The sequence below is a fragment of the Pseudomonas vanderleydeniana genome (assembly GCF_014268755.2).
GTDB classification, from domain to species: Bacteria; Pseudomonadota; Gammaproteobacteria; order Pseudomonadales; family Pseudomonadaceae; genus Aquipseudomonas; species Aquipseudomonas vanderleydeniana.
This window is the reverse complement of sequence record NZ_CP077093.1, coordinates 954640-977500: the sequence shown is the minus strand read 5'-3', so window position 1 is coordinate 977500 and position 22861 is coordinate 954640. Positions and strand designations below refer to the sequence as shown.

General features: G+C 63.6%; 21 protein-coding genes and 1 pseudogene. 12 read left to right on the top strand and 10 right to left on the bottom strand.

Annotated elements, in window-relative coordinates:
* Positions 1-494: 494 nt before the first annotated feature.
* Entirely contained in the window at positions 495-1988 is a 1494-nt protein-coding gene (locus HU752_RS04325) for a CoA-acylating methylmalonate-semialdehyde dehydrogenase (RefSeq protein ID WP_186689013.1), read from the bottom strand.
* Positions 1989-2058: 70 nt separating this feature from the next.
* Positions 2059-3408: an omega-aminotransferase AptA gene (gene aptA, locus HU752_RS04320; RefSeq protein WP_186689010.1), complete on the bottom strand. Its 1350-nt coding sequence runs from the start codon at positions 3406-3408 to the stop codon at positions 2059-2061.
* A 125-nt stretch (positions 3409-3533) separates the two neighbouring features.
* On the opposite strand from aptA, the gene HU752_RS04315 reads away from it, so the two are divergent.
* From HU752_RS04315 to HU752_RS04305, 3 genes are all read left to right on the top strand, one after another.
* On the top strand, positions 3534-4454 hold the full coding sequence (locus HU752_RS04315; RefSeq protein ID WP_017903828.1) for a LysR family transcriptional regulator: 921 nt from the start codon (positions 3534-3536) through the stop codon (positions 4452-4454).
* Positions 4455-4863: 409 nt separating this feature from the next.
* Complete coding sequence (locus HU752_RS04310) at positions 4864-5514, top strand: TetR/AcrR family transcriptional regulator (RefSeq protein ID WP_186689007.1); 651 nt, start codon at positions 4864-4866, stop codon at positions 5512-5514.
* Between the two features lie 23 nt (positions 5515-5537).
* On the top strand, positions 5538-6119 hold the full coding sequence (locus tag HU752_RS04305) for an IMPACT family protein (RefSeq protein WP_186689004.1): 582 nt from the start codon (positions 5538-5540) through the stop codon (positions 6117-6119).
* Positions 6120-6482: 363 nt separating this feature from the next.
* Here the strand turns inward: HU752_RS04305 and HU752_RS04300 are convergent, their stop codons facing one another.
* Positions 6483-6911 carry a hypothetical protein gene (locus HU752_RS04300; RefSeq protein ID WP_186689002.1) on the bottom strand — a complete coding sequence of 143 codons (429 nt, stop codon included), beginning with the start codon at positions 6909-6911 and terminating at the stop codon, positions 6483-6485.
* Positions 6912-6995: 84 nt separating this feature from the next.
* Between HU752_RS04300 and HU752_RS04295 the strand changes: the two genes are divergently transcribed.
* Positions 6996-7355, top strand: a complete 360-nt coding sequence (locus HU752_RS04295; protein WP_186688999.1) for a MerR family transcriptional regulator — start codon at positions 6996-6998, stop codon at positions 7353-7355.
* Between the two features lie 16 nt (positions 7356-7371).
* Positions 7372-8055: an SDR family oxidoreductase gene (locus HU752_RS04290; RefSeq protein WP_186688994.1), complete on the top strand. Its 684-nt coding sequence runs from the start codon at positions 7372-7374 to the stop codon at positions 8053-8055.
* Positions 8056-8064: 9 nt separating this feature from the next.
* Here the strand turns inward: HU752_RS04290 and HU752_RS04285 are convergent, their stop codons facing one another.
* Positions 8065-9153: a calcium:cation antiporter gene (locus tag HU752_RS04285; RefSeq protein ID WP_186688991.1), complete on the bottom strand. Its 1089-nt coding sequence runs from the start codon at positions 9151-9153 to the stop codon at positions 8065-8067.
* 160 nt (positions 9154-9313) lie between these two features.
* Here HU752_RS04285 and HU752_RS04280 point away from each other — a divergent pair, with 160 nt between their 5' ends.
* Complete coding sequence (locus HU752_RS04280; protein ID WP_186688988.1) at positions 9314-10267, top strand: adenosine deaminase; 954 nt, start codon at positions 9314-9316, stop codon at positions 10265-10267.
* Positions 10268-10379: 112 nt separating this feature from the next.
* Here the strand turns inward: HU752_RS04280 and HU752_RS04275 are convergent, their stop codons facing one another.
* From HU752_RS04275 to vimR, 3 genes are all read right to left on the bottom strand, one after another.
* The gene (locus HU752_RS04275) at positions 10380-11756 is read right to left on the bottom strand and encodes an MFS transporter (protein WP_186688985.1); all 1377 of its coding nucleotides are present in this window, start codon (positions 11754-11756) and stop codon (positions 10380-10382) included.
* Between the two features lie 128 nt (positions 11757-11884).
* A complete protein-coding gene (locus HU752_RS04270) occupies positions 11885-12601 on the bottom strand; it encodes an ArsR/SmtB family transcription factor (RefSeq protein ID WP_186688982.1) in 717 nt (238 codons plus the stop codon).
* 243 nt (positions 12602-12844) lie between these two features.
* A complete protein-coding gene (vimR, locus tag HU752_RS04265; RefSeq protein ID WP_186688979.1) occupies positions 12845-13768 on the bottom strand; it encodes a transcription regulator VimR in 924 nt (307 codons plus the stop codon).
* A gap of 134 nt (positions 13769-13902) precedes the next feature.
* On the opposite strand from vimR, the gene HU752_RS04260 reads away from it, so the two are divergent.
* The gene (locus HU752_RS04260; protein ID WP_186688976.1) at positions 13903-14916 is read left to right on the top strand and encodes a zinc-binding alcohol dehydrogenase family protein; all 1014 of its coding nucleotides are present in this window, start codon (positions 13903-13905) and stop codon (positions 14914-14916) included.
* Between the two features lie 203 nt (positions 14917-15119).
* Positions 15120-15293 (top strand): hypothetical protein, encoded by a 174-nt coding sequence (locus tag HU752_RS04255; RefSeq protein ID WP_186688974.1) that lies wholly within the window; start codon positions 15120-15122, stop codon positions 15291-15293.
* Between the two features lies 1 nt (position 15294).
* Here HU752_RS04255 and HU752_RS04250 read toward each other — a convergent pair whose 3' ends face one another.
* A complete protein-coding gene (locus tag HU752_RS04250; protein WP_186688972.1) occupies positions 15295-16482 on the bottom strand; it encodes a multidrug effflux MFS transporter in 1188 nt (395 codons plus the stop codon).
* Positions 16483-16626: 144 nt separating this feature from the next.
* A complete protein-coding gene (locus HU752_RS04245) occupies positions 16627-16827 on the bottom strand; it encodes a heavy-metal-associated domain-containing protein (protein ID WP_186688971.1) in 201 nt (66 codons plus the stop codon).
* A 146-nt stretch (positions 16828-16973) separates the two neighbouring features.
* Here HU752_RS04245 and HU752_RS04240 point away from each other — a divergent pair, with 146 nt between their 5' ends.
* The 3 genes from HU752_RS04240 (at position 16974) to cueR (ending at position 20388) form a co-directional block, all read left to right on the top strand.
* Entirely contained in the window at positions 16974-17360 is a 387-nt protein-coding gene (locus HU752_RS04240) for a hypothetical protein (RefSeq protein WP_017903813.1), read from the top strand.
* A gap of 81 nt (positions 17361-17441) precedes the next feature.
* A complete protein-coding gene (locus HU752_RS04235; protein ID WP_186688965.1) occupies positions 17442-19829 on the top strand; it encodes a heavy metal translocating P-type ATPase in 2388 nt (795 codons plus the stop codon).
* A 151-nt stretch (positions 19830-19980) separates the two neighbouring features.
* Positions 19981-20388: a Cu(I)-responsive transcriptional regulator gene (gene cueR / locus HU752_RS04230; RefSeq protein ID WP_186688962.1), complete on the top strand. Its 408-nt coding sequence runs from the start codon at positions 19981-19983 to the stop codon at positions 20386-20388.
* A gap of 18 nt (positions 20389-20406) precedes the next feature.
* Here cueR and HU752_RS04225 read toward each other — a convergent pair whose 3' ends face one another.
* On the bottom strand, positions 20407-21306 hold the full coding sequence (locus HU752_RS04225) for a PA4780 family RIO1-like protein kinase (RefSeq protein WP_186688959.1): 900 nt from the start codon (positions 21304-21306) through the stop codon (positions 20407-20409).
* A gap of 423 nt (positions 21307-21729) precedes the next feature.
* Between HU752_RS04225 and HU752_RS32040 the strand changes: the two are divergent.
* Positions 21730-22818: pseudogene (locus HU752_RS32040) on the top strand (cache domain-containing protein); the annotation flags it as partial.
* Between the last annotated feature and the right edge of the window lie 43 nt (positions 22819-22861).

The following is a 22861-nucleotide window of genomic DNA, read 5'->3' as shown; positions in this document are numbered from 1 at the left end:
CAGAAGTTTTCAGAATTTCTTCTTCAACTTCAACCACTTGCGCTTCCGATCTCTCGTTAGCGGGAGGCGAATTCTACAGCGTTACACACTGCTGTCAACACCTCTTTTACAGCCATTTCCGTGTTTCGATGATTTGAAACTGCGCCGCCTGAAACCTGATAACTCATTGAATCTCAAAGAGTTTTCCGTTCAGTCTGCGCCGGAAGTGGGGCGCATTATAGGCCCCTGGGAACCAGCGTCAACCGTTATTTTCAGATTTCTGTCATAAAGGTCAAAAGATGAACTCGGACCCTGTAGGAGCCGGCCGGGCGGCGCTCCGCTTGCTGGCGATAGCGGCCTCTCTATAGTCAGGCACCTAACTGGATGGCCGCCTGCGGCGGATCGCCAGCAAGCCGGTTCCCACAAGAGCAAAATCAACATCAAGAGCAGAAACCCAGAAATCCAAAAGCATAAGGCCGGCCCATTGGGGCCGGCCTTATGCTCTTGACTTCTACCTACAGGCTGGGAAAAGCGAACTGCGACGCTTCATGGCTCGCGCGCTGCGGCCAACGCTGGGTAATCGCCTTGCGCCGGGTGTAGAAGCGCACGCCATCCGGGCCATAGGCATGCAGGTCGCCGAACAGCGAACGCTTCCAGCCACCGAAGCTGTGGTAGGCCACCGGTACCGGTAGCGGGACGTTGACACCAACCATGCCCACTTCGATTTCGTCACAGAACAACCGAGCCGCTTCACCGTCACGGGTGAAGATGCAGGTACCGTTGCCATACTCGTGGTCGTTGATCAGTTGCATGGCCGCTTCCAGGCTGTCCACGCGAACGATGCACAGCACCGGCCCGAAGATCTCTTCCTTATAGATGCGCATTTCCGAGGTCACGCGGTCGAACAGGGTGCCGCCAACGAAGTAACCCGCCTCATGACCGGCTACGTTGAGACCACGACCATCCACCACCAGCTCGGCGCCTGCGGCCAGGCCATCGTCTATATAGCCAACCACCTTGTCCTTGGCGGCGGCAGTCACCAGCGGCCCCATGTCCAGGCCACAGGAAGTACCGGCACCGATCTTCAGCGCCTTGATCTGTGGCACCAGCTTGGCTACCAGGGCATCCGCCACCTGGTCACCGACGCACACCGCTACCGAGATCGCCATGCAGCGCTCGCCGCAGGAACCGTAAGCCGCGCCCATCAGTGCGCTGACGGCATTGTCCAGGTCCGCATCCGGCATCAGCACCGCATGGTTCTTCGCGCCGCCCAGGGCCTGGACGCGCTTGCCGCGCCTGGTACCCTCGGCATAGATGTATTCGGCGATCGGTGTCGAACCGACGAAACTCAGCGCCTTGACTTCCGGCGCCTCGATCAGCGCATCCACCGCCCCCTTGTCGCCATGCACCACGTTCAGCACGCCCTTGGGCAGGCCGGCTTCGTGCAGCAGTTGGGCGATCAGCAGGGTCGAGCTCGGATCACGCTCGGAGGGCTTGAGGATGAAGCAGTTGCCGCAGACGATCGCCAGCGGATACATCCACAGCGGCACCATGGCCGGGAAGTTGAACGGCGTGATACCCGCCACGATACCCAGCGGCTGGAAGTCCGACCAGGCATCGATATTAGGGCCGACGTTGCGGCTGTATTCGCCCTTCAGCACTTCCGGGGCGGCACAGGCGTACTCGACGTTCTCGATCCCGCGCTTGATTTCACCGGCGGCATCTTCCAGGGTCTTGCCGTGTTCCTCACTGATCAGTTGGGCAATGCGCGATTCATTCTGCTCCAGCAATTGCTTGAAGCGGAACATCACCTGGGCACGCTTGGCCGCAGGGGTCTTGCGCCAGGCCGGGAACGCGGCCTTGGCCGAGTCGATCGCCTGCTGGATGGTTTCGCGGCTCGCCAGTGGCACCTGGTGGATGACCTGGCCAGTCGACGGGTTGTAGACCGCGGCGGTACGACCGGAATCGTTGACCAGCTGGCCATCGATCAAATGCTGGATTGCGCTCATTGGGGGCTCCTGAAATGGGTCGACGGGAGCGAAGCGTTCGCTCCCGCAAAAGATCGTTCTATGAGGAAAATCAGTCGAGCTTGTTCAGCACTTCGCCGACCGCATCGAACAGGCGATCGAGGTCCTGCGGCTTGCTGTTGAAGGTTGGGCCGAACTGCAGGGTGTCGCCACCGAAGCGCACATAGAAGCCGGCCTTCCACAGTGCCATGCCAGCCTCGAACGGACGGACGATTGCATCCCCGTCACGCGGCGCGATCTGGATCGCACCGGCCAGGCCGAAGTTGCGGATGTCGATCACGTTCTTGCTGCCCTTGAGGCCATGCAGTGCATTTTCGAAATGCGGTGCGACCTCGGCCACGCTCTGCACCAGGTTTTCCTTCTGCAGCAGGTCGAGTGCCGCCAGGCCCGCAGCGCAGGCCACCGGGTGTGCCGAGTAGGTGTAGCCGTGAGGGAATTCCACGGCGTACTCGGGGGTCGGCTGGTTCATGAAGGTCTGGTAGATCTCGCTGCTGGCGATCACCGCGCCCATCGGAATGGCACCGTTGGTGACCTGCTTGGCGATACACATCAGGTCCGGGGTCACGCCAAAGCTGTCGGCACCGAACATCGCACCGGTACGACCGAAGCCGGTGATCACTTCGTCGAACACCAGCAGGATGTTGTGCTGGTCGCAGATCTCGCGCAGACGCTTGAGGTAGCCCTGAGGCGGTACCAGCACGCCGGCGGAACCGGCCATCGGCTCGACGAACACCGCGGCGATGTTCGAAGCGTCATGCAGTTCGATCAGTTTGAGCAGCTCATCGGCCAGCGCGATACCGCCCTGCTCCGGCATGCCGCGGGAGAAGGCATTGCTCGCCAGCAGGGTGTGCGGCAGGTGGTCGACGTCCTGCATCGCCTGGCCGAACAGCTTGCGGTTGCCGTTCACGCCACCGAGGCTGGTACCGGCGATGTTCACCCCGTGATAACCACGGGCACGGCCGATCATCTTGGTCTTGGTCGGCTGGCCTTTCAGGCGCCAGTAGGCACGAACCATCTTCACCGCGGTATCGGCACACTCGGAACCGGAGTCGGTGAAGAACACGTGGTTGAGGTTGCCCGGAGTCAGCGCGGTGATCTTCTCCGCCAGCTGGAACGACAGCGGGTGGCCGTACTGGAAGCCCGGCGAGTAATCGAGAGTCCCCAGTTGCCTGGCGACCGCTTCCTGGATTTCCTTGCGGGTATGCCCGGCACCGCAGGTCCACAGCCCCGACAGCGAGTCATACACCTTGCGGCCCTTGTCATCGATCAACCAGCTGCCTTCGGCACCGACGATCAGGCGGGGATCACGCTGGAAGTTGCGGTTGGCCGTGTAGGGCATCCAGTGGGCATCGAGCTTGAGCTGGCTGGCGACGGAAGACGGAGCGTTTTCAGGCATGTTCATCGGCGAAACCTCGCAAGGCATTTAAGCGGCGTGGACGTTGAAAGCATTGTTGCGAGTAACTTGCCACGGCGATAAAGTCGGTGAAATGCAACTTTTCTAACCTTCAGTTAAGAGCCGACTAAACCATGAGCAGCCGCCGTCCCGATCCCCTGGCGCAAGTCAGCGACTTCGATATCCGCCTGTTGCGGATCTTTCGCAGCGTCGTGGAATGCGGTGGCTTCTCGGCGGCGGAAACCGTGCTGGGCATTGGCCGCTCGGCGATCAGCCAGCAGATGAGCGACCTGGAACAGCGCCTCGGCCTGCGCCTGTGCCAACGCGGGCGCGCGGGCTTTTCGCTGACCGAGGAAGGTCGCGAGGTCTATCAGTCGGCGTTGCAACTGCTCAGTGCGCTGGAGAGCTTCCGCACCGAGGTCAACGGCCTGCACCAGCACCTGCGTGGCGAGTTGACCATCGGCCTGACCGACAACCTGGTCACCCTGCCCCACATGCGCATCACCCATGCCCTGGCCCAGTTGAAAGAGCGCGGCCCGGACGTGCAGATCCAGATCCGCATGATCGCCCCCAACGAAGTCGAACAAGGCGTACTCGACGGTCGCCTGCATGTCGGCGTGGTCCCCCAGGCCAGCGCACTCTCGGGGCTGGAATACCAGCCGTTGTACAGCGAGCGTTCACTGCTGTACTGCGCGGTAGGGCATCCGTTGTTCTACGTCGATGACCGGCAACTGGAAGACGAACGCCTCAACAGCCAGGACGCGATCGCCCCGACCTTCCGCCTGCCAGCCGAAATCCAGGCCCACTACCAGGCCCTCAACTGCACCGCCAGCGCCTCCGACCGCGAAGGCATGGCGTTCCTGATCCTGACCGGACGCTACATCGGCTACCTGCCGGATCACTACGCCAGCCTCTGGGTGCAACAGGGGCGGCTGCGGGCGCTGAAAGCCAGCACACGCTTCTATGACCTGAGCCTGGCCTCGGTGACCCGCAAGGGCCGGCGTCCGCACCTGGTACTGGAGAGTTTCCTGGAGAGCCTGGCGGCCACGCGTTGAGCCAGGAACCATCAGGCCTCTCGAACCTGTAGGAACCGGCTTGCTGCGGTCGGCGTTCCGACGATCCTCCGAAGGCGGCCATCCAGTGAGACCCTTGGTGACCGTGAGGCCGCCATTGCCAGCAAGCGGAGCGCCGCCCGGCCGTCTCCCACAATGACCGCGCCCCTCTCTAGGAGCGTGGCTTGCCCGCGAATAGGCCCTCAAGTCTTGCCCACAACCATAGAATCTCTCACAGCGGCCCCTGGCCGCCCCTGAAAGCCCGAAAAACCAAGGATTTGGCGTCAATAAGTCGCCCAAAAACCACCCATCACCCTACATTCGGCTTTTATATGATGGCAGGACTTGTATGAACCCAACGGGTAAGTTATCTGTGCACAGGTTGCACCCACAGACCAGTTCGGAACTGCCTATGACCGTTGAAGTCCCTGCCCACGCCGGAAAACCCGCCAGCCGTATTCGCCAGAAAAACGAAGAAGCGATCATCAAGGCCGCCGAAGACGAATTCGCCCGTCATGGCTTCAAGGGCACCAGCATGAACACCATCGCGCTGAATGCCGGGTTGCCCAAGGCCAACCTGCATTACTACTTCACCAACAAGCTGGGCCTGTACGTCGCGGTGTTGAGCAACATCCTCGAGTTGTGGGACAGCACCTTCAACCATCTGAGCGCCGAGGACGATCCGGCCGAGGCCCTGACCCGCTACATCCGCGCCAAGATGGAATTCTCCCGTCGCCAGCCCCAGGCCTCGCGGATCTTCGCCATGGAGATCATCAGCGGCGGCGAATGCCTGAGCGAGTATTTCAGCCAGGACTACCGCACCTGGTTCCAGGGCCGGGCCAACGTGTTCCAGGCCTGGATCGACGCCGGCAGGATGGACCCGGTAGACCCGGTCCACCTGATCTTCCTGCTCTGGGGCAGCACCCAGCACTACGCCGACTTCGCCACGCAGATCTGCCGTGTTACCGGCCGCTCGCGCCTGACCAAGCAGGACATGGAGGATGCCGGCAACAACCTGATCCGTATCATCCTCAAAGGCTGCGGACTGACACCGCCACTCTGACCTTCATTCAAAGCCGATTTCGTATGCCCTTTACCCTTGCCGGCGTTTGCGAATACCGAGAGGAAATTCGCAAAAGCCGCTTCATCACCCTCGCCGCACCGATCACCAGCGTGGCCGAGGCCCAGGCGTTCATCGAGCAGCACAGTGACCTGGATGCCACGCACAACTGCTGGGCCTGGAAGCTCGCCGACCAGTACCGCAGCAGCGACGACGGCGAACCCGGCGGCACCGCCGGCCGGCCTATCCTCGCCGCGATCGAGGCACAGGCGTGCGACCAGGTCGCGGTGCTGGTGATCCGCTGGTACGGCGGCATCCAGCTGGGCACCGGCGGGCTGGCCCGCGCCTATGGCGGCGGAGCCAACAAGTGCCTGCAGAATGCCGAGCGCATCGAGCTGATCAGCCGGGTGCCGCTGCGCTGCGCCTGCAGCTTCAGTGAACTGGCGCTGGTCAAGCTGCGGGTAGCCGAGGCTGGCGGACTGGTGGTGGAGGAAGCCTTCACCGCCAACGGCGTGGAACTGCAACTGGCGGTCGGCGAGAGCCTGATCGACACCCTGCAACGCCAGTTGGCCGATCTCAGTCGCGGACGCATCCTCCTGCAGCGTTGAGTTGTCCACAGCCGCTGACAGTGCTCGACGATCCGCCTGGGCTTTTGCCCACAATCGCTGTGGGCCCGACTGTGGATAACCTGAGTACAGCCGCCTGTAACCCTTCTGCAACGTGGCTTTGCGGGCACTGATCAGTTTTCGTACAGTTGTTTGCCGTCGCCGCCGAAACTTTCTCGAAACAACGGCTTAGACGCATTTATCACCTTTCGGAGATAGCTGCCCAGCGCTTATGCCCGAGTTCGTCGCTTGCACACAAATACTGTGGAGCATCCTGTGGATAACCCGTGCAAGGGTGGCCCAACGGCCGATCCGATCTGGCTGGCGAACAACTGGTTGTTTTTTGATCAATCACGCCACGCCACCTCAGGCTTGGGCGACCGGCCCGGCAAAGCTGCGGGCATCCCTGACCGGCAGCAGTTGCGCGATCCCCCAGGCGATCTCGAAAAACAGGAACAACGCGATGATCACACTCGCCCCCTGGCTCAGCGCATACGCCATCCAGGTGGCGAACAGCAGTCGGCCGATGGCGTCATAACGGCCGAACACAGCCTGCGGATCGCGGATGCGCAGCACCGACCAGACACAGACGATCGACCCCATCAGGTTGGCCATCAGCATGTGCATCGGCTCGAACGCCGGCAGCGTCCCCGACAACCCCATGGCCAGGCTCAAGCCCTGCAACTGACTGTGCAGCGCCATGAAGCTCCAGGGGGTGGCAAACGCGGCGGTGACGATCAGGTCGTACCAGCCACTGGCCCGAACCAGACGACGATAGTGTTCCGTACTCCACATGGTGCAACTCCAGACTCATTCAAGGAACACAGAGCCTAAGGCCTGGAGTATGCTCCAAGGTCAAGCCCCCCGGAGAGTCCACCCATGCGTATCGGAGAATTGGCCCAGGCCAGCGCCGTCAGCCGCGACACCCTGCGGTTCTATGAACAGCGCGGACTGATCGTCGCCCGACGCAGCGCCAACGGCTATCGCGACTACGCTCCGGAAACGCTGCAACTGGTGCTCTACATCAAGACCGCCCAGCGCCTGGGCTTCAGCCTCGGCGAGATCGGCAACAGCGTCGCCGCCTTGTGGAACGCCCCCAATCCGGACGGCGCGGTCACACAGTTGCTGCAGGACAAACTGAACCTGATCGAGACACGCATCGCCGAACTCGGCGAACTGCGCCAGGAGTTGCAACAACGCCTGCAACAGAGTTGCCCCCTGAGAACCCAGACTTCATGACACAAGGAATTATCCCATGAGCAGTAAGAACGCATTGATCATTGGTGCTTCCCGAGGCCTTGGCCTGGGGTTGGTACAGCAGTTGCTGGCCGACGGCTGGAACGTCACCGCCACCGTGCGCGATGCCGGCAAGGCCGACGCACTGAAAGCGGCTGGCCCGGTGCAGATCGAGACGCTGGACATGGACAACCAGGCCGCCGTCGCGGCCCTCGCCGACCGCCTGCAGGGCCAGGTATTCGACCTGCTGTTCGTCAACGCCGGGGTCAAGGGGCCAGCCGACCAGAAACCGGCCAACGCCTCGCTGGCGGACATCGGCCAACTGTTCCTGACCAACGCCATCGCCCCGGTCGCCCTGGCGCAGCGTTTCGTCGGACAGATCCGCCCAGGCTACGGGGTGATCGCCTTCATGAGCTCGGGACTGGGCAGCGTCACCACCCCCGACGCGCCGGAACTGGCCTTCTACAAGGCCAGCAAGGCCGCGCTGAACTCGATGACCAACAGCTTCCTGAGCGAAATCGAGGCGCCCACCTTCACCGTGCTGTCGATGCATCCGGGCTGGGTGAAGACCGACATGGGCGGCGAAGACGCACAGATCGACGTGGCCACCAGTACCCGTGGCCTGGTCGACCAGGTCAATGCCTTCGCCGGTCGCGGTGGTCACCACTTCATCAACTACAAGGGCGAAAGCATTCCCTGGTAAGCGTCTCGCCTAGAGTCCCAGCAGCGAGAGCATGACGAACGTGGCGAACAGCACGAAGTGCGTCATGCCCTCGATGGCGTTGGTTTCACCGTCATTGAGGTTGATCGCGCTGACGACCAGGGTGATCAGCACCATCACCGTCTGCACCGGCGTCATCGCCATCTGGAACGGCTGGCCGGTATAGAGCGCCATCGCCTCCATCACCGGCACCGTCAGGATCACCGTCGACAGCGAGGCGCCCAGGGCCACGTTGACCACCGATTGCATGCGGTTGGCCAATGCCGCGCGCAGGGCCGTGAGGATTTCCGGTGCAGCGGAAATCGCCGCCACCAGGATCGCCGTGATCACCGGCGGCGCACCGGTGTTCGCCAGGCCCAGGTCGAGGGTCTTGGACATCACCTCGGCCAGTGCGCCAATCACCACGATGCCCAGCACCAGGGTCGCGATCGACTGGGCCAGGTTGCCGTGTGCAGGCTCGTCATGGCCGGGCTCGCGGCGTTTTTTCTCCGGGTAGCTGTAGCTGAAGAAGTAGCTGTGCGGACCGACCTGCATGCGCAGGAACAGGGTGTACAACAGCACCATCGCGCCGATGGTGAACGCCGAATAGACCTTCCAGTCCGACTCGGGAATGAACTCCGGGACCACCATCGACACGCCCATCGCGGTGAGGATCATCACGCTGTAGGTTCGCGCCGAATCATCGTTGTAGGGCTGTTCGCCGTGCTTGATCCCGCCCATCAGCGCGGCCAGGCCAAGGATGCCGTTGATGTCGAGCATCACCGCCGAATAGATGGTGTCACGCACCAGGGTCGGCGAAGCCTCGTTGCTCATCATGATCGCCAGGATCACCACTTCCACCAGCACCGCCGACAGGGTCAGGATCATCGTGCCGTAGGGGTCACCGACCTTTTCCGCCAACAGTTCGGCATGGTGGGCCACGCGCATCGAGGCGCAGACAATGGCGCCGATCAGCACCAGCCCGGCCACCAGCGCCACACCCCGACCGTTGCCCAGCAGGGCGTGTTCCAGGGGAAAGGCAAGCGCAGCCATGATCAACGCCAGCAGCAGGTATTTTTCTTCTCGTAACAGAGTGAGCATCGGAGAGTCTCGAGGGTGATGACTTACAGACTGCGGCGAAGCCGCAGCGTTTCTTCCTTGTAGAGCGACAGGGGCACGCTGAACGCCTGGTCAGGTTTTAGCAAATATTTTGTTTCACATCTGTAGAATGTTCGGGATCTGCACCTGATGAGAACCGAACATGTACGACTGGCTCAACGCCCTACCCAAGGCCGAACTGCACCTGCACCTCGAGGGCTCGCTGGAGCCCGAGCTGCTGTTCGCCCTGGCCGAGCGCAACAAGATCGCCCTGCCCTGGAAGGATGTCGATACCCTGCGCCAGGCCTACGCCTTCAACAACCTGCAGGAGTTTCTCGACCTGTACTACCAAGGCGCCGACGTGCTGCGCACCTCGCAGGACTTCTACGACCTGACCTGGGCCTACCTGCTGCGCTGCAAGGAACAGAACGTCATCCACACCGAGCCGTTCTTCGATCCGCAGACCCACACCGACCGGGGCATTCCCTTCGAAGTGGTGCTCAACGGCATCGCCGCCGCCCTCAAGGATGGCGAGCAGCAACTGGGCATCACCAACGGCCTGATCCTCAGCTTCCTGCGGCACCTGAGCGAAGAAGAGGCACAGAAGACCCTCGACCAGGCACTGCCATTCCGTGATGCGTTCGTCGCGGTCGGCCTGGACAGTTCGGAAATGGGTCACCCGCCGAGCAAGTTCCAGCGGGTCTTCGACCGCGCACGCGCCGAGGGTTTCCTCACCGTGGCCCACGCCGGCGAGGAAGGTCCACCGGAGTACATCTGGGAAGCCATCGACCTGCTGAAGATCCAGCGGATCGACCACGGCGTGCGGGCCATCGAGGACGAGCGGCTGATGCAGCGGATCATCGACGAGCAGATCCCGCTGACGGTCTGCCCGCTGTCGAACACCAAGCTGTGCGTGTTCGACCACATGTCGCAGCACAACATCCTCGACATGCTCGAGCGTGGCGTGAAGGTGACGGTGAACTCGGATGACCCGGCGTACTTCGGGGGTTATGTCACCGAGAACTTCCATGCCCTGCACACCCACCTGGGCATGACCCAGGACCAGGCCCGACGCCTGGCGCAGAACAGCCTGGATGCCCGCCTGGTCAAGCCTTGAGACCTGGTCTGCTCCTACAGTAGAAGCAGACCCTGTGGGAGCGGGCTTGCTCGCGAAGGGGCCCGCAAGGCCACCAGAAGCTTCGCGGGCAAGCCCGCTCCCACAAAACCGCTCAGCTAGCTGCCTCGCTCAACTCCTCCAGCGACCGGCCACGGGTCTCCACCCCGAAGCAACCGACCACCAGCGCCGCCACCGCAAAGCACAACGCACCCAGCGCGAACACCCCGCCCTGCCCCATCACCGGGAACACCAGCCCGGTCACCAGCGGCCCGAGCAACGAGCCAACCCGGCCGATAGCCGAGGCGAACCCCGAGCCGGTGGCCCGTGCCGAGGTCGGATACAGCTCCGGCGTGTAGGTATAGAGCACCGCCCACATGCCGAACAGGAAGAACTGCATCAGCAGGCCGGAGCCGATCAGCAGGCTCACTTCACCACCGAACACCGCGCTCTGCCCATAGAGAAACGCCATCAGCCCACCGCCGAGCAGAGTGACGATGCACACCGGCTTGCGCCCCCAGAGTTCCACCAGCCAGGCCGCGACCAGGAACCCGGGAATCCCGCCGAGGGAAATCAGCACGGTGTAGTACACCGACTGGGTGACGGCGAAACCCGATTGCTGCAGCAGCGCGCTGAGCCAGGAAGTCAGGCCGTAGAAGCCGAGCAGGGCGAAGAACCAGACGCTCCAGATCATCATCGTGCGCTGGCGGTACAGCGGCGACCACAATTGCCGGAACGCCGAGAAGAAGCTCGGCTCCCGCTCGATACCCCGCGGCAGGCGCTCCGGCGTCGGCAATGTGGCAAGCTGCAATGAAGCACGTACCCGCTCCTCGATGTTGCACAGTACCTGGTCTGCCGCCCCATGACGCCCGGCCTGCTCCAGCCAGCGTGGCGACTCGGGAATGAAGAAACGGATCGCCAGGACGAACACGGCCGGAATCGCCAGCACCAGGAAGATGTCACGCCAGCCCACCAAGGGCAGCAGGAAGTACGACAGCAGCCCCGCCGCGACGAAACCGAGCGGCCAGAAACCATCCATCAGGGCGATGTAGCGTCCACGTCGCCTGGTCGGGATCAGTTCCGAGAGCATCGACTGGGCGATCGGGAACTCCATGCCCATGCCGATTCCCAACAGGACCCGGAACAGCGTCAGCATCTCGACGGTTTGCGCCGTGGAACACAGGTAGCTGGCCAGCCCCCACAACACGATGCTCCACTGGAACACCGGCTTGCGTCCGAAGCGATCGGCGAGCATGCCCGACAGCGAAGCACCCAGCACCATGCCGAAGAAGCTTGAGCTGGCCAGCAAGCCGGCCTGGGCACTGCTCAGGGCAAACTCGGCTTTGATCGAGCCGAGCAGGAACGTCATCATCGCCAGGTCCATCGAGTCGAAGAAAAAGGCCAGGGCAATGATGATGAAGATCAGTCGGTGATAGCCGCTGATGGGCAGCCGCTCCAGACGTTCCGCCGCGCTATAGCCTTGAGTTTCCATGGGATATCCCTCGATTCGAATGCTCGTTCGAGTGTGGCGATATCACCGCTTGGCATTACCCCTGGGTACGACCTGCCTGCAACCGTGAACGACGCCTGCGGCTTCCCTGTCGCAGACAGCAGCGTGATTCAGCCAGCCAGTTCCAGTTCGACCCGGGCGGCGAACCGCTCGATCTGCCGCTCGCCGTTGGGGGATACCCGCAGGGCCCTGGAGTCCTCCATCACGCCGAGCCAGCCCGACTGCAGGAACAACTGCAGCAGGCCTGCACCGAGCACACCGCCCAGGTGCGGGCGACGCTCGCGCACGTCATGGCAGACGCAGACCGTTTCATGGCGCCCATGGGCCAGCGCCTGGATGTACAACCCACGCTCGGCGAAGCGCTGGACACCGATGCTGGTCACCCGGATACGCTGATCGTTCTGCTCGATCCAACCGGCCGCCAGCAGGCGCTGAAACAACCCGCAGGCCAACTCGCCGCCGAGGTGATCATGGCACTGACGGGCACGCTTGAGCGCGGCCGTATCCGGTGCCTGGAGCTTGATCGAATGATTCACCGCCAGCGGCGCGCTGGCCAGCGAGGCACTGGCCAGGGCTTCCACGGCGGTGGCGATCTCCGGCGCGGACAGCCGGAAGAAGCGCTTGCGGCCACGGGCCTCGAGGCGCAGCAGGCCACCGGCACTCAGGCGGGCCAGGTGGGCGCTGGCGGATGAAAGGGACAAGCCGGCCAGCAGGGCCAGCTCATCGGCGGAGCGCGCGCTGCCATCGAGCAGCGCCCACATCATGGCGCTGCGCTTGGGGTCCGCAAGCAGCGTGGCTATCTGACTGATGCAAGGTGCATATTCCATGTCTTCACTCCCTGTTGAAACATTGATCCACTGCACAACGCGATACTGAGAATCCACGGGATCCAAGCCAAGACGCATAAGTGCCAAAAGCGGGGAATTTCTCTCTATCCGTCGATCAACTCCGGCGAACGTAACAAAATGCGTGTCACCGCCCAGTCATTGGATCCAATAGATTCAAGCCTAAACCACAATGGAACCGGCGCCGACTTTTATTCCTGAACGGCTTGTAACAAGGACGCCGGCCTATTCGCCGCCCCGCCCCGGGGCCAGCCGGGACAGCTCGGCACAGCGCCGACCGAGCATTTCACGCAACAGGTTCACCGGCTTACTCAATTGAGCGCGATGAGCGCACAACAGATTCAGCGGTGCCCGCTCGCAGGACAGTTCCGGCAGCAGCACCTTCAGGCGCCCGGCCAGCACGTCGGCACCGACATCCAGCCAGGACTTGTAGGCGATCCCCATCCCGGCCACTGCCCACAAACGCACCACGTCGGCATCGTCACTGAAGCGATCGCCGCTGACCGTCAGACCGATATCGCGTCGGCCATCGTGAAAACTCCAGTGATCGTGGACCCGGCTGCCGAGCATGAACAGCAGGCAGTTGTGCTGGGCCAATTGCTCCACGGTCTTCGGTTCGCCATGGCGCGCCAGGTAGTCCGGCGCGGCGCACAACACCCGGCGGTTGTCGGGGGCGATCGGCAGCGCCACCAGGCTCGAATCCTCCGGCTCGCCGTAGCGCAGGGCGATATCCACCGGCTGGCGGAACAGGTCGGCGATACGGTCGCCCAGCAGCAGGCGGACGGTCAGTCGCGGGTGCTCGCGCTGGAATTCGTCGAGCCAGGGCAGCAGCACGTTGCGACCAAAGTCCGAAGGCGCCGACAACTGCAGCACGCCGCTGACCTGGTCCTGACCACTGGCCAGCAGGCGTCGACCTTCGTCGAGGTTGCTCAGGGCGGCCCGGGCGTACTCCAGGAACCCTTCACCCTCGGCGGTCAGGCGCAGGCTGCGGGTCGAGCGGGCGAGCAGGCGCGCGCCGAGCTGCTGCTCGATACGCTTGAGCGAGGCGCTGGCCACCGCCGGCGACAGGTCCATGACCCGCGCCGCGGCGGAAAGACTGCCAAGGTCGGCGGCCCGGACGAACAGTTGCAGATCATCGAAGCGCAGCATCCTGAACCCTCGGCATTATCAAAAAAATATTGAAAGAGACTGCTGTTTTAGCCGGTTTTATCGCGTGACGAAATAGCCAATCATGACGCTATCGAAAGGCCCTATCCAATCCTGTCCTCTTTACGGAGCCCATCATGAAAGCCATTGCCTTCTACGCCGCCCTGCCGATCAGCGATCCACAATCCCTGCAGGACATCGAACTCCCCGCCCCGGTCGCCGGCCCGCGAGACCTGCTGGTCGAGGTCAAGGCCATCTCGGTCAACCCCGTGGACACCAAGGTTCGCCAGAACATGCCGCCGACAGACGGCGAGGCCCGGGTACTGGGCTGGGACGTGGCCGGCGTGGTCAAGGCGGTCGGCAGCGAGGCCAGCCTGTTCAAGGTCGGCGACCGGGTGTTCTACGCCGGCTCCCTGACCCGTCCGGGTGCCAATAGCGAGCTGCACGTGGTCGATGAGCGGATCGTCGGGCGCATGCCGCAGAGCCTGGGCTTCGCTGAAGCCGCAGCCCTGCCGTTGACGGCGATCACCGCCTGGGAGCTGTTGTTCGAGCGTCTGCAAATCCCCGAAGGCAAGACCGACCTGGGCCAGAGCCTGCTGATCGTCGGCGCGGCTGGCGGCGTGGGCTCGATCCTGACACAACTGGCCAGCCAGTTGACCGGGCTGAAGGTCATCGGCACCGCCTCGCGGCCCGAGACCCAGGACTGGGTACGCGCACTCGGCGCCAACCTGGTGGTCGACCACAGCCGGCCACTGAGCGAGGAACTCAAGGCCCGGGGACAAGCCCAGGTGACCCACGTTGCCAGCCTGACCCAGACCGACACCCATCTGGAACAGCTGGTCGAGGCACTCAAGCCCCAGGGCAAGCTGGCCCTGATCGACGACCCGAAAAGCCTGGATGTGAGCAAGCTCAAGCGCAAGAGCCTGTCACTGCACTGGGAGTTCATGTACACCCGTTCGATGTTCGAGACCGAGGACATGATCGAACAGCACAATCTGCTCAACCGGGTCGCCGAACTGATCGACGCGGGGGTGTTGAAGACGACGGTTGGCGAGCACTTCGGCCAGATCAACGCGGCCAACCTGCGCCGGGCCCATGCCCTGCTGGAAAGTGGCAAGGCCAAGGGCAAGATCGTACTGGAAGGGTTCTGAAGACGGAGCCGGAACGACGCCGTGGGCTGTCGTTCCGGCTCCCTTTTTCAAGCGAAGACCGCACGGCTGGTCCGGTGAAAGAGCGTCATCCACCTCTGACAAAACAAGCGGAAATACCGTCAGTCAGATCCTTGATCCCCGTCATATCCATACACGGATTCAGGTTTACAATGGCCGCCTTTGCCAACCAAAGGGAGTCAGCCATGAAGATCCTTGTAAAAGCGTTAGCAAAAGCCAGCGGCACTCAATGGCAGGTCCGCCTCGACCAGCATGCGGTGACATTCCGCAGCGAAGCCGAAGCCCGCGCCTTCGTCACCACCCTGCAAGCCCGCCTGCAGGCACCCCATATCTTCCCCGAACAACGCGCCGTAGGCTGATTCAGCCCGCGGCAACCCGCGCCTTTTCCAGGCGCCGGGTGACCATGGCGACCGTCACCGCCAACACACCGCACAGCGCGATCACCAGCGCCATCGGCGTCGCGCTGCCGTCATGCAGCAACCCGACCAGGGAGGCTGCGCCGGCGGCAACGCTGAACTGCAGGCAGCCGAACATCGCCGAGGCACTGCCGGCCCGGGCACCCTGGCCGCGCATCGCGCAGGCCGCGGCATTGGGCACGATGCAGCCCAGGCTGGCGATACAGATGAACAACGGGACCAGCAGCGGCCAGAGCTGCGTGGTGTGCAGGGTGCTGACGCCCAGCAGGGTGAGCCCCGCCGCCACGTAGACCCACACCGCGCGGGCCAGCAGCAGCGCCGGCCCCAACTTGCCCAGCAACCGGGCATTGACCTGGGCCACCAGGATGAAGCCTGCGGCGTTGCTGCCGAACAGCCAGCCGTAGTGCTCGGCAGGCACGCCATACAACTTGATGAAGACGAAGGGCGAACCGGCGATGTAGGCGAACATCCCGGCGATGGCGATACCGCCGGTCAGCGCGTGGCCGAAGAACACCCGGTCGGACAGCAGGCGTCCGTACTGGCGCAGGGCGCCCGACAACGGCTGGCGTGGCTGACTGGCAGGCAGGCTCTCCGGCAGGCCCAGGGCCACGGCAACGGCGGACAGGGCACTGAACACCGTCAGCACGATGAAGATCGACTGCCAACCGTAGAGGTTGACCAGCACCCCACCGAGCATCGGCGCCAGGATCGGCGCGAGCCCGGTGACCAGCATCAGTTGCGAGAAGACCTTGGCCGATCCCACCGCATCGCACTTGTCACTGACCACCGCCCGGGAAATCACCGCGCCCGCGCAACCGCCCAGTGCCTGCAGGAAGCGCGCGGCGATCAGCCATTCCAGGTTCGGCGCGAAGGCGCAGGCCAGCGACGCCACGGTGAACAGGAAGACCCCGCTGAGCAGTGGCCCGCGCCGACCGAAACGATCCGCCAACGGGCCATACACCAGCTGCCCGATGGACAGGCCGAAGAAGTACACCGCCAGCGTCAGCTGGATATGCTTCTCATCGGTGCCGAAGGCAACGGCCATCGCCGGGAAACCCGGCAGGTAGAAGTCGATGGCCAGGGGAGCGAAGGCACTCAGGGCACCGATAATCAGGATCGTTCGTAGGTTCATCAGGCATCCGGTAAACAGCTGTGCACAAAGCGGCGTAGTCTAACCGCGCACGGATGCCTTGAACATTCCGATAGGTCGCTAACTAAATAAATACCCGACCAACGTACTCGGTCAGCCGGGCGGGCCTCTCAGGCCACGACGATTTCAACCGGCCAGCTTGGCCTCGTAGCCTTCCTCGACGATGGCACTGATGACTTCGTCCGCCGACAACCGGCTCTGCACCCCGACCTCCTTCGCCCCCAGATCGACCCGCACACTGGCCGCCGGGTCCCTGGCCTGGAGCGCTTCGGTGATCGCCTTGATGCAGTGACCGCAGGACATACCTTGAACATTGAAGACTTGCATGACGCTTCTCCTGTAGTGAGGTTGGAGCCAGTTTCAAGCTTGCCACGATGGCAAGGTCAAGTTCCTGGCGAAGCTGCCGGGCTGGCATTTCGCTCGTCCCTGCGCCAAGCTTCGTCATCAACGATTCAACCGTAGGAGATTCAGCCATGCGCTGGTCAGCTTTCGGCCTGTTTGGCCTTCTCAGCCTGTTCGGGGCGTCCCCCTTTGCCAGCGCCGCCGGAGAAAACTATGGGGTACTGATCATCTCCCGCGAACGCCTGGAGGTCTCGACTCCCTGCGAGATCGGCGTCTACCTGCAGGATCAGTTGTCGGCGCGACTGTTCCAGGAACAGGCCACGTCCTTCAACCTGCCGCCAGGCGATGTCTCGGTTCGCCTCAAATCCCTGCCGAGCCAGGCTCCCGGCTGCAACGCCAGCATGCTGGCGGCGCCCGAGCAGGTGATCAAGCTCAACGGCGGCGACGTGCGCAAGTTCGCCATCGTCGCCAGTCCCGCCGGCCTGCGTCTCAAGCAGGTGCCCCTGGGTTATCAATGAACCACGTGCGACAAATAGAGGCTTGACCTTGCCCACGTGGCAAGGTTGATCCTGTGGGCAACTTCTTCAGGAGTATCGCCCATGACGCAATCCATCTCCTTTGACCTGCCGATCGCCGGCATGACCTGCGCCAGTTGCGCCGGCCGGGTCGAGCGGGCCCTGCGCAAGGTGGCAGGTGCCAGTGCGGTCAGCGTCAATCTCGCCACCGAACAGGCCCGCGTCCAGGCTCCCGCCGGCAGCTTGCCGGCCCTGCTGCAGGCGATCGAACAGGCCGGCTACCAGGTACCCGGGCAGGAGCTGGAACTGGACATCGGCGGCATGACCTGCGCCTCCTGTGCCGGCCAGGTCGAACGGGCGCTGAACAAGCTCGCCGGCGTACGCAGCGCCAGCGTCAACCTGGCCAGTGAACGCGCCCACGTCCAACTGCTCGGGCAGCCAGACCCCGCCACGCTGATCGCCGCTGTCGAGGCCGCCGGTTACACGGCGAGCCTGCACGAGGCCGACAGCCACGTCGCCCAGGCGCAGGAACAACGCCTGGGGCGTGAGCGCTGGCGCCTGCTGCTGGCTCTCGCCCTGGCCCTGCCGCTGGTGCTGCCGATGCTCGCCCAGCCCTTCGGGTACGACTGGATGCTGCCGGCCTGGCTTCAGTTCGCCCTGGCGACACCGGTGCAGTTCATCCTCGGCGCACGCTTCTATGTCGCGGCCTGGAAAGCGGTCAGGGCCGGTGCCGGCAACATGGACCTGCTGGTCGCCCTCGGCACCAGCGCCGGCTATGGTCTGAGCCTCTACCAGTGGGCCAACGCCCACCCGGGGCACATGCCCCACCTGTATTTCGAGGCTTCGGCGGTAGTGATCGCCCTGGTGTTGCTGGGCAAATACCTGGAAAGCCGCGCCAAGCGCCAGACCGCCAGTGCCATCCGCGCCCTGGAAGCCCTGCGTCCGGAACGGGCGACCCAGGTGATCGACGGCCGCGAGCAGGACGTCGCCATCAGCGCCCTGCGCCTGGGCGACCTGGTGCTGGTCAAGCCCGGCGAGCGTTTCCCGGTCGACGGCGAGGTGGTCGAGGGCCAGAGCCACGCCGATGAAGCCCTGATCAGCGGCGAAAGCCTGCCGGTACCGAAGCAGCCGGGCGACCAGGTCACCGGCGGCGCCATCAACGGTGAGGGCCGCCTGCTGGTCAGGACCCGGGCCCTGGGCGCCGAGACCGTCCTGGCGCGGATCATCCGCCTGGTGGAAGACGCCCAGGCCGGCAAGGCGCCGATCCAGAAACTGGTGGACAAGGTCAGCCAGGTGTTCGTCCCCAGTGTCCTGCTGCTGGCCCTGGCGACCCTGCTCGGCTGGTGGCTGCATGGCGCGCCGTTGGAAACGGCGCTGATCAACGCCGTGGCGGTGCTGGTGATCGCCTGCCCCTGCGCCCTCGGCCTGGCGACGCCGACCGCGATCATGGCCGGCACCGGCGTCGCCGCGCGCCACGGCATCCTGATCAAGGACGCCGAAGCCCTGGAGCGGGCCCATGAAGTCAACCGCGTGGTGTTCGACAAGACCGGCACCCTGACCTCCGGCACTCCGCGCATCGCCCATCTGTCGGCAACCGGCGGCGACGAGGCGCAAGCTCTGCAACTGGCCGGCGCGCTGCAACGCGGCAGCGAACATCCGCTGGCCAAGGCGGTACTCGATGCCTGCCGCGAACGCGGGCTGGCCGTCGCCGATATCCAGGCCAGCCGTTCGCTGACCGGACGCGGCATCGCCGGCGAACTGGAAGGCCGTGCCCTGGCCCTGGGCAACCGCCGCCTGCTCGACGAAAGCGGGCTGCAGCCCGGTGCCCTGGCAGAATCGGCGAGCGCCTGGGAAGCCGAGGGCCGGACCTTGTCCTGGCTGCTCGAACAGAGTCCGCAGCCACGGGTACTGGCGCTGTTCGCCTTCGGTGACACACTCAAGCCGGGGGCCGCGCAGGCGATTGCCCAGCTCGGCGCACGGCAGATCAGCAGCCACCTGCTGACCGGTGACAATCGCGGCAGTGCCAGGGTGGTGGCCGAAGCCCTGGGCATCGACGACGTGCACGCCGAAGTGCTGCCGGCCGACAAGGCCGCCACCGTCGGCGAACTGAAAAAGAGCGGCGTGGTGGCCATGGTCGGCGACGGCATCAACGATGCCCCGGCCCTGGCGGCCGCGGATATTGGCATCGCCATGGGCGGCGGTACCGACGTCGCCATGCATGCCGCCGGCATCACCCTGATGCGTGGTGATCCGCGGCTGGTACCGGCAGCCCTGGAAATCAGCCGCAAGACCTATGCGAAGATCCGGCAGAATCTGTTCTGGGCGTTCGTCTACAACCTGATCGGTATCCCGCTGGCCGCGTTCGGCCTGCTCAACCCGGTACTGGCCGGCGCGGCGATGGCCCTGTCCAGCGTCAGCGTGGTCAGCAACGCCCTGCTGCTCAAGACCTGGAAACCCGAAGACCTCGACTAGGCTCTGTAGGAAATGTATCTGCGCTCGCCCAGGCTGCGCTGAAATCCGGCTCACAATGCTCATTTACTTCAGTAAACTGCGCGTGTTCGCCGGTTTTCGCCTTGCCTGGCCTTCGCTCGAAAACACTTCATACAGACCCTGAGGAGACGGCATGAACATCGGCCAAGCAGCCCGCCAGAGTGGCCTGAGCGCCAAGATGATTCGCTACTACGAATCCATCGGCCTGCTCAAGGCAGCGACCCGCACGGACAGCGGCTACCGCCTGTACGGCGCGGATGAGCTGCACACCCTGGCGTTCATCAAGCGCTCGCGGGACCTGGGGTTCTCCCTGGAGGAAGTCGGCAAGCTGCTGACGCTCTGGCAGGACCGCCAGCGCGCCAGTGTCGATGTGAAGGCCCTGGCGCGCCAGCATATCGACGAGCTGAACCGCAAGATCGACGAACTGGCCGGCTTGCGCGATACCCTGCAGGAGCTGGTCGAACACTGCCACGGTGACCACCGTCCGGACTGCCCGATTCTCAGGGACCTGGCATCGGGCAGCTGTTGCGCCAAGGCCTGAGCGCCTGGGCGCCCGGCTTCAGCGCTGCATCCAGGGCGGCGTCGGCTCCTCGGCGTGACGGCCGCGGGGGGCGTCTTCGGCCGAGCGGATCGCCTGCCGGCGCTCCTCGTCGAAACGCGCCGCCTCGATCTCGCGCAGCACGCCACGCACGTCCGCCCGCCCCTTCTCCTCGGCGAATTCGCCGGTCAGGACGCTGTCCGGATGCAAGGTGCCGGCCTTGTACAGGGCCCACATTTCCTTGGCATAGCGAGTCTGCTTGAGCTCCGGGGCAAACTGGCCGAAGTAGGCGGCCATGTTGCCGACATCACGCTCGAGCATGCTGAATGCATGGTTGTTGCCCGCCGCATCCACCGCCTGCGGCAGGTCGATGATCACCGGACCGTCCGGCGCCAGCAGTACGTTGAACTCCGACAGGTCACCGTGCACCAGGCCGGCGCACAACATCAGCACGATCTGCGAGATCAGCAACGCGTGGTACTCGCGCGCCTGCTCCGGCTCCAGCACCACATCGTTGAGGCGCGGTGCAGCATCGCCGTACTCGTCCGCCACCAGCTCCATCAACAGCACGCCATCGAGGAAATCGAACGGCTTGGGCACCCGCACGCCAGCACCGGCCAGGCGGAACAGTGCCGCCACCTCGGCGTTCTGCCAGGCATCCTCGGCTTCCTTGCGGCCGAACTTGGAACCCTTGGCCATCGCCCGCGCCTGGCGGCTGTTACGCACCTTGCGGCCTTCCTGATACTCGGCCGCCTGGCGAAAACTTCGTTTGTTCGCCTCCTTGTAGACCTTGGCGCAACGCAGCTCTTTGCCACAGCGCACCACGTAGACCGCTGCCTCCTTGCCACTCATCAGAGGGCGCAGCACCTCGTCGACCAGACCGTCCTCGATCAGGGGTTCAATGCGTTTTGGGGTCTTCATCAGCTTTTATTCTGGGTCCTTGTTACCAAATACGCGACCGTCATTCGGGGCGCGGCCACCTCGCACAGCGTACGAAAGATACCGGCCTCCAATGCCCTTGAATGCACTCAATGTGCCAGATTCCTGCAGTAAATCCAGCGGGTCCCAGGATGATAGCCGACACCTGTCAGGCCATTCCCATTCCGCATCCTCTCATCTCCGACCGCGATCGGAATACGAATACTCGGCAAAAACACGAATATTCGCCAGATGGTCTAAATTTTTTTCCAGGTGAGCCGAAGCGCTCAGAGAGAGTGGTGATTCTGTCGGACAATCGGCACGTCGCCTGGGAAAGGGATCTTCAGTACCGCTCGACTTTCACAGCAGCCCTGTTCCGCGCGTCGTCGGTACCCGCGGGCCTACAAGAAAAACCCTGGAGCGCGGATGAACATCAAGCAGAAATTGACCTGGGCGTTTGCAGTCGTCGCCTGTTTGCCGGTGGTGCTGGTTGCCACCCTGGTGGTACTGAACCTGCGCAGTGAGGCACGTAGCGACTTCGTCGATGGCAGTGACCGGGAGATTCGCCAGGTCAATAACGCGATACAGGTGTTCTTCGATGGCGTCAGCCAGAACATCGAGTTCCTGGCCAACCACCCGTTGCTGAAAAACACCGATGGCAGCCTCAAGAGCTTCATGAGCGCCGATCCGTCGCAGATCCCTGCCGGCGAACAGGACAAGCTGTTGATCGAAATGTTCGACAACCTGGGCAAGACTCACCCGGCCTACTCCTACATTTCCTACGGCGTAGGTTCCGGCGGTTACGCCAGTTGGCCGATCGACCAGAAGTTCGCCAACTACGACCCGCGCGTACGCCCCTGGTACAAGACGGCCCTGGCCAACCCCGGCAAGACCCTGCGCACCGCCGCCTACTACTGGGCGCCCGACGATGCGGTGATGGTCGGGACCGTGCGCACCGTGGACAACAAGCTCGGCGCCCAGGGCGGCGTGGTCAGCGTCGACGTGACCCTCAAGCAGCTCACCGAGATCGTCAAGCAGATCAAGCTGGGTGAAAGCGGCTACCTGATGCTGATGGAGAACAGCGGCAACCTGCTGGTCGACCCCAAGCAGCCGGAACACAACTTCAAGAACCTCGACAGCCTGGGCGGTGGCTACACCGAACTGGCCAAGGCCGGCAAGGGCCTGGTCGAAGTCGAGATCAACGGCGAGCGCTACATGGCCAATGTCTGGCCATCGGAAAAGCTGGGCTGGACCTTCATTGGCATGGTCAAGCAGAGCGAGGTGATGAGCAGCGCCAACCAACTGACGTGGTTGATCGCGATCATCGCCGCCGTCCTCGTGGTGATCTTCGCCCTGGTCGGCGCCAGCTTCGCCAGCCTCATCGTCCGGCCGATCCGCGGTGTTTCCAGCGGCCTGGAAGGCATCGCCCAGGGCAACGGCGACCTGACCCAGAACCTGACGGTGCGTGGCAGTGACGAAACCGCGCAACTGGCCGGCTGGTTCAACCAGTTCCTCGGCGCGATCCGCAACCTCATCCAGCACATCGGCCAGTCGGCGA

Bases quoted from the DNA above. Each gene is read 5' to 3' on its own strand.
- HU752_RS04325 (WP_186689013.1), bottom strand. From the start codon at position 1,988: ATGAGCGCAATCCAGCATTTGATCGATGGCCAGCTGGTCAACGATTCC.
- aptA (WP_186689010.1), bottom strand. From the start codon at position 3,408: ATGAACATGCCTGAAAACGCTCCGTCTTCCGTCGCCAGCCAGCTCAAG.
- HU752_RS04315 (WP_017903828.1), top strand. From the start codon at position 3,534: ATGAGCAGCCGCCGTCCCGATCCCCTGGCGCAAGTCAGCGACTTCGAT.
- HU752_RS04310 (WP_186689007.1), top strand. From the start codon at position 4,864: ATGACCGTTGAAGTCCCTGCCCACGCCGGAAAACCCGCCAGCCGTATT.
- HU752_RS04305 (WP_186689004.1), top strand. From the start codon at position 5,538: ATGCCCTTTACCCTTGCCGGCGTTTGCGAATACCGAGAGGAAATTCGC.
- HU752_RS04300 (WP_186689002.1), bottom strand. From the start codon at position 6,911: ATGTGGAGTACGGAACACTATCGTCGTCTGGTTCGGGCCAGTGGCTGG.
- HU752_RS04295 (WP_186688999.1), top strand. From the start codon at position 6,996: ATGCGTATCGGAGAATTGGCCCAGGCCAGCGCCGTCAGCCGCGACACC.
- HU752_RS04290 (WP_186688994.1), top strand. From the start codon at position 7,372: ATGAGCAGTAAGAACGCATTGATCATTGGTGCTTCCCGAGGCCTTGGC.
- HU752_RS04285 (WP_186688991.1), bottom strand. From the start codon at position 9,153: ATGCTCACTCTGTTACGAGAAGAAAAATACCTGCTGCTGGCGTTGATC.
- HU752_RS04280 (WP_186688988.1), top strand. From the start codon at position 9,314: ATGTACGACTGGCTCAACGCCCTACCCAAGGCCGAACTGCACCTGCAC.
- HU752_RS04275 (WP_186688985.1), bottom strand. From the start codon at position 11,756: ATGGAAACTCAAGGCTATAGCGCGGCGGAACGTCTGGAGCGGCTGCCC.
- HU752_RS04270 (WP_186688982.1), bottom strand. From the start codon at position 12,601: ATGGAATATGCACCTTGCATCAGTCAGATAGCCACGCTGCTTGCGGAC.
- vimR (WP_186688979.1), bottom strand. From the start codon at position 13,768: ATGCTGCGCTTCGATGATCTGCAACTGTTCGTCCGGGCCGCCGACCTT.
- HU752_RS04260 (WP_186688976.1), top strand. From the start codon at position 13,903: ATGAAAGCCATTGCCTTCTACGCCGCCCTGCCGATCAGCGATCCACAA.
- HU752_RS04255 (WP_186688974.1), top strand. From the start codon at position 15,120: ATGAAGATCCTTGTAAAAGCGTTAGCAAAAGCCAGCGGCACTCAATGG.
- HU752_RS04250 (WP_186688972.1), bottom strand. From the start codon at position 16,482: ATGAACCTACGAACGATCCTGATTATCGGTGCCCTGAGTGCCTTCGCT.
- HU752_RS04245 (WP_186688971.1), bottom strand. From the start codon at position 16,827: ATGCAAGTCTTCAATGTTCAAGGTATGTCCTGCGGTCACTGCATCAAG.
- HU752_RS04240 (WP_017903813.1), top strand. From the start codon at position 16,974: ATGCGCTGGTCAGCTTTCGGCCTGTTTGGCCTTCTCAGCCTGTTCGGG.
- HU752_RS04235 (WP_186688965.1), top strand. From the start codon at position 17,442: ATGACGCAATCCATCTCCTTTGACCTGCCGATCGCCGGCATGACCTGC.
- cueR (WP_186688962.1), top strand. From the start codon at position 19,981: ATGAACATCGGCCAAGCAGCCCGCCAGAGTGGCCTGAGCGCCAAGATG.
- HU752_RS04225 (WP_186688959.1), bottom strand. From the start codon at position 21,306: ATGAAGACCCCAAAACGCATTGAACCCCTGATCGAGGACGGTCTGGTC.